At 63.9% G+C, this 4,139-nt stretch carries 5 protein-coding genes and 1 tRNA gene; 3 read left to right on the top strand and 3 right to left on the bottom strand.

Translation table 11 applies throughout. The annotated features are described in order from the left end of the window. The 3 genes from obgE to rplU form a co-directional block, all read right to left on the bottom strand. Nucleotides 1-587 (bottom strand): GTPase ObgE (obgE, locus tag VGF12_RS20540; protein WP_331177908.1); only part of this gene is annotated, 587 nt, incomplete at its 3' end. Between the two features lie 137 nt (nucleotides 588-724). Continuing rightward, the gene (gene rpmA / locus VGF12_RS20535) at nucleotides 725-988 is read right to left on the bottom strand and encodes a 50S ribosomal protein L27 (protein ID WP_268148837.1); all 264 of its coding nucleotides are present in this window, start codon (nucleotides 986-988) and stop codon (nucleotides 725-727) included. A 35-nt stretch (nucleotides 989-1,023) separates the two neighbouring features. Further along, the gene (gene rplU, locus VGF12_RS20530; protein ID WP_025564359.1) at nucleotides 1,024-1,335 is read right to left on the bottom strand and encodes a 50S ribosomal protein L21; all 312 of its coding nucleotides are present in this window, start codon (nucleotides 1,333-1,335) and stop codon (nucleotides 1,024-1,026) included. A 364-nt stretch (nucleotides 1,336-1,699) separates the two neighbouring features. Between rplU and ispB the strand changes: the two genes are divergently transcribed. The 3 genes from ispB (at nucleotide 1,700) to VGF12_RS20515 (ending at nucleotide 3,788) form a co-directional block, all read left to right on the top strand. Further along, on the top strand, nucleotides 1,700-2,629 hold the full coding sequence (gene ispB, locus VGF12_RS20525) for an octaprenyl diphosphate synthase (RefSeq protein ID WP_414710160.1): 930 nt from the start codon (nucleotides 1,700-1,702) through the stop codon (nucleotides 2,627-2,629). Nucleotides 2,630-2,649: 20 nt separating this feature from the next. Beyond that, a tRNA-Pro gene (locus VGF12_RS20520) sits at nucleotides 2,650-2,726 on the top strand. A 351-nt stretch (nucleotides 2,727-3,077) separates the two neighbouring features. Next, nucleotides 3,078-3,788 (top strand): DUF4172 domain-containing protein, encoded by a 711-nt coding sequence (locus VGF12_RS20515; protein ID WP_331177906.1) that lies wholly within the window; start codon nucleotides 3,078-3,080, stop codon nucleotides 3,786-3,788. Nucleotides 3,789-4,139: the final 351 nt, after the last annotated feature.

Below are 4,139 nucleotides of genomic sequence, written 5' to 3'. Positions count from 1 at the left end.
GGGTGCAGCGTCGTGAAGGGGTAGTCGGCAATCTTGGGCTTGGCGTTGGAGATGGCCGTGATCAGCGTGGACTTGCCCGCATTGGGCTGACCCAGCAGGCCGACGTCGGCCAGCACGCGCAGTTCCAGCCGCACCTTCTTGATCTCGCCCGGCCAGCCCGGCGTCTTCTGACGCGGCGCGCGGTTGGTCGAGGTCTTGAAATGCAGGTTGCCGAAGCCGCCATCGCCGCCCTTGCACAGCAGGATGCGCTCACCCGGCTCCAGCAACTCGCCGATGACGGACTCGGTTTCCAGGTCCGTGATGATGGTGCCGACCGGCATGCGCAGCACGATGTCATCGGCGGCGGCGCCGAAGCAATCGGAGCCGCGACCAGCCTCGCCGTTGCGTGCCTCGTGGCGGCGCGCATAGCGGTAGTCGATCAGCGTGTTCAGGTTGCGGTCGGCTTCGGCCCAGACGCTGCCGCCCTTGCCGCCGTCGCCGCCGTCCGGCCCGCCGAACGGGATGAATTTTTCGCGGCGAAAGCTCGCGCAGCCGGCGCCACCGTTACCGGCGGCGACATCGATGGTGGCTTCGTCAACGAATTTCATGGCGGGCTGCCATCGTAATGGCTGGGGTTGCGGCCAGCGTGCCGTCGTGTGACGCGCCAGACTTCAGAAATGACAAAGCCCCGGGCAGGCCGGGGCTCAGGGAGTCGGGCGATGCGCTCGCCCGAGATGGCTGCCCTTCAGGCGGCCAGCGGCGTGACGACGACCGTCGCGCGGTTGCTCGCACCCTTGGTGGTGAAGCTGACGTGGCCATCGACCAGCGCAAACAGCGTGTGGTCCTTGCCGATGCCAACGTTCACACCGGGGTGGAACTTGGTGCCGCGCTGGCGAACGATGATCGAACCAGCGGAGATCAGTTCACCGCCGTAAGCCTTGACGCCCAGCATCTTGGGCTTGGAGTCGCGGCCGTTCCGTGTGGAACCGCCGCCTTTTTTCTGTGCCATGAGTTAGCTCCTAGAAATTAGCGAGAAGAGAGGGATCAGCCGTTGACCGCGCTGATTTCCAGCTCGGTGTAGTTCTGGCGATGGCCTTGGCTCTTCTTGTAGTGCTTGCGACGGCGCATCTTGAAGATGCGAACCTTGTCGTGCTTGCCATGGCTGACGACCTTGGCACTGACGGTGGCGCCAGCGACCAGCGGAGCGCCGACGGTCAGGCCGTCGCCGCTGCCAACTGCCAGCACTTGGTCGAGGGTGACCTCAGCGCCAACTTCCGCGTCGAGCAACTCGACCTTGATCTTTTCGCCAGCAGCAACCTTGTACTGCTTGCCGCCGGTTTTGATGACCGCGTACATGTTCTTCCTTTCGCACCTTGAGGTGCATCCACCCGGCTCCAGCAGCTCCGCGCCCGGCTTGCGCCGCGCACCGCTGCCCTCGTCGGGCCTTTTTGTCGATTTGATCTCTCCGCAGCAGGCGCGCCAAGGCGCACGAATTGCAAAGAGCCCACGAGTATACCCTGGGGTCAGAAAACAGGCAATGCCGCCCCCGCCTCACCTGCTGCAAGCCTTCCGACACCCGCCCGCGCCGGCCTCGACCCGGCCAGGGGTGGGCGCCCTTCCTATAATCCCTGGATCCCTAGCTTGAGAGTCCAGAGTGCGCGTCGAGACTGCCTCGCCCCCATCACAAGTCGCCGAGGTCCTCGCCCTGCTTGCCGCCGAGATGGCGCAGGTGGACGCCGTCATCGCCAAGCGTCTCAGCTCCGATGTGGCGCTGATCGACCAGATCTCCCACTACATCGTCCATGCGGGCGGCAAGCGCATGCGGCCCAAGCTCGTGCTGCTGTTCGCGAACGCACTGGGCTTCGACCAGGCCGCGCGCTTCGAACTGGCCGCCGTGGTCGAGTTCATCCACACGGCCACGCTGCTGCACGACGACGTCGTCGACGAATCCTCACTGCGCCGAGGCAAGCCGACTGCGAACGCGCTGTTCGGCAATGCGGCCAGCGTGCTGGTGGGCGACTTCCTCTATTCGCGTGCCTTCCAGATGATGGTGTCGGTAGACCGCATGCGCGTGCTGGAGGTGCTGGCGGAGGCGACCAACGTGATCGCCGAGGGCGAGGTCCTGCAGTTGATGAACATGCACGACCCGGACATCACCGTGGAGAGCTATCTGCGCGTGATCCGCTTCAAGACTGCCAAGCTCTTTGAGGCCAGCGCCCGCCTGGGAGCCGTGCTGGCCAAGGCGACGCCTGAGGTCGAGGAGGCCTGCGCCGCCTACGGCCGAGCGCTGGGCACTGCCTTCCAGCTCATCGACGACGTCCTCGACTACGAAGGCGACGCCCATGAACTCGGCAAGAACATTGGCGACGACCTGCGCGAGGGCAAGACGACGCTGCCGCTGTTGATCGCCATGGAGCGCGCCACGTCCGAACAGCGTGCGCTGCTGCGTCACGCCATCGAGGAAGGCGAGCAGGAGAAGCTGCAGGAGATCGTCGCCATCGTGCGCTCCACCGGCGCCCTGGAATCGACCCGCGAAGCCGCACGCACGGAGGCGCGACATGCCGCCGACTGCTTGAAGCTGCTGCCTCCCAACAAGTGGACAGAATCTCTGCTAGAATTCGCAATTCAGTCGGTTGAGCGGCATTCCTAAAGCCCCCAACCAGACGACATCGGGGTGTAGCTTAGCCTGGTAGAGCGCTACGTTCGGGACGTAGAGGCCGGAGGTTCGAATCCTCTCACCCCGACCAGGAATTTCCTTCTAGATCAAGCATTTACGCTGAATCACTCTAAACAAGCATGCATAGCTGTTCAGAGTAGTTTCAAGATCTGGTTGTCCCAAAGATGTCCCAAGACCTTCATGGTGCTTGGGACTTTTTTTTGCCTGCCTGCGCCCGCTTCTCTGCGGCACCGCACAACCCGTCGGGGTGACCCGCAAGAGCTTCGCGGCGTCGGCCTTTAGTACCGGCACAAACGGTGTGCAGTTGCGTGCGAGGAGTTGGATGGGATTCGTCATCGAATGTGGCCTGAGCGATGACAAGGAGTAGCGCAATCTGTTTATCGCCTTCCGAGTCAGAGCTCCATGGACACGGATGAGGCGATTGGCCGGCGCAATCAACTCAACATCCAAGTCGAAAATCACGACAATCGACTCATCCATCGCCATGGCAACGGAAGCGACCTACGTCTGGCAGCAGCCAGCTTGGCCAGATTTGCACTACGACCCGGTTCGCGTCGGCGCAGCGTTGGCCACCGCGAGGCGGGCGCAGGGCGTGGTCGAAGGGAAGCTGGCCGCACTGGGCTTTGAGCAGCGCCTAGAACTGGCGGCGGAAGCGTGGAGCCAGGAAGCCGTGGCCACGGCCGCCATTGAAGGCGAGCGGTTGGACCTCGCTGCCGTGCGCAGTTCGGTAGCAAGGCGCCTGGACGTGGGGAAGCAGGATGGCCCCAATGCTCCTCGCAACGTCGAGGGGCTGCTGGACATCATGGACGACGCGGTGACGCGCTGCGCAGATGCAATGACGGACGAGCGCCTGCATGCCTGGCAGGCGGCTCTCTTTCCGACCGGCTATTCCGGGATGACGAAGATTCGCGTCGGCGGCTACCGCGAGCATGCGGAACCCACGCAAATCGTCAGCGGGCGGGTCGGCCGCGAGCGCGTGCACTATGAGGCCCCACCTTCTGAGCGGGTGCCTCAGGAAATGGGCCAGTTGCTACAGTGGTTCAACGCAAGCGCCGAACCCGACACGTTGGTTCGCACGGCACTGACGCACCTGTGGTTCGAGACGATCCACCCGTGTCAGCGATCGGCATAAACCGGCCACCCGAGGATCGGCATATACCGGCCAGCTGAGCCGGTAGACAACGGCGACCAGGATCGGCATCTGCCGGCCAGCACGTGATCGGCATATACCGGCCAGTGCAGGATCGGCATATAGCGGCCACTGCGTGATCGGCGTTTACCGGCCACTGGCCAGTCTTGAAGGGCGTCTCGAGTCTTCAACCACCCCACCGCTACCGTCCCGGGCTTTCGTTGCCTGGAGGGCTGGCAGGTGGGTCGCAGAAGGATCGAGATGTTCCAGTACCGACAAGTGCTCGTGCGGCTGCGCGCGGGCGACACGGCGCGCGAGATAGCGCGCAGCGGCCTGCTGGGCCGCGACAAGATC

This window comes from Roseateles sp. (assembly GCF_036404855.1).
Taxonomy (GTDB): Bacteria; Pseudomonadota; Gammaproteobacteria; order Burkholderiales; family Burkholderiaceae_C; genus Pelomonas.
The sequence above is the reverse complement of the archived record's forward strand: the minus strand, read 5'-3'. Positions and strand labels throughout refer to the sequence as shown.